The organism is Ruminobacter sp. RM87 (genome assembly GCF_000701925.1).
Classification (GTDB): domain Bacteria; phylum Pseudomonadota; class Gammaproteobacteria; order Enterobacterales; family Succinivibrionaceae; genus Ruminobacter; species Ruminobacter amylophilus.
Map to the genome: position 1 here is coordinate 1 of NZ_JNKD01000127.1, position 1,054 is coordinate 1,054.

Annotated in this window: 1 rRNA gene; it reads right to left on the bottom strand. The window is 48.2% G+C overall.

Annotated elements, in window-relative coordinates:
• Positions 1-1,054 (bottom strand): 23S ribosomal RNA (locus T489_RS14805); the annotation flags it as partial.

The window sequence follows — 1,054 nt, forward strand, 5'->3', positions numbered from 1 at the left end:
CCTTCACAGCCTTACAGAACGCTCCCCTACCAATTAATTTCTTAATTCCGCAGCTTCGGTGTAAGGTTTTAGCCCCGTTACATCTTCCGCGCAGGCCGACTCGACTAGTGAGCTATTACGCTTTCTTTTAATGATGGCTGCTTCTAAGCCAACATCCTAGCTGTCTATGCCTTCCCACATCGTTTCCCACTTAACCTTAACTTCGGGACCTTAGCTGGCGGTCTGGGCTCTTTCCCTCTCGACAACGGACCTTAGCACCCGCTGTCTGTCTCCCAAATAGTCCTTATGAGTATTCGGAGTTTGCATCGACTCGGCAATCCGGGATGGACCCCTTATCGAAACAGTGCTCTACCTCCCATAACTTTCATTTGAGGCGCTACCTAAATAGCTTTCGGGGAGAACCAGATATCACCTGATTTGATTGGCCTTTCACCCCTAGTCACAGGTCATCCCCTAACTTTGCAACGTTAGTGGGTTCGGCCCTCCAGCAAGTGTTACCTTGCCTTCATCCTGCCCATGACTAGATCATCAGGTTTCGGGTCTACTCCCAGCGACTCGCGCTCAGTTAAAACTCGGTTTCCCTTCGGCTCCCCTATGCGGTTAACCTCGCCACTGAAAGTAACTCGCTGACCCATTATACAAAAGGTACGCAGTCACACCGTAGTGCTCCCACTGCTTGTACGTACACGGTTTCAGTTTCTATTTCACTCCCCTAACAGGGGTTCTTTTCGCCTTTCCCTCACGGTACTTGTTCACTATCGGTCAATAAGTAGTATTTAGCCTTAGAGGATGGTCCCCCTATCTTCAGACAGAATTCCACGTGTTCCGTCCTACTCTTTCATCATCATATAAGCCACTTCGTCTACGAGACTATCACTCTCTTTCGTTTACCTTTCCAGATAATTCAACTATGACTTATACAACTTTTGGGCTGCTTCCCGTTCGTTCGCCACTACTTAGGAAATCTCGGTTGATTTCTTTTCCTCGGGGTACTGAGATGTTTCACTTCTCCCGGTTCGCCTCAGATTGCTCTGATAACATCATAACTGATGCT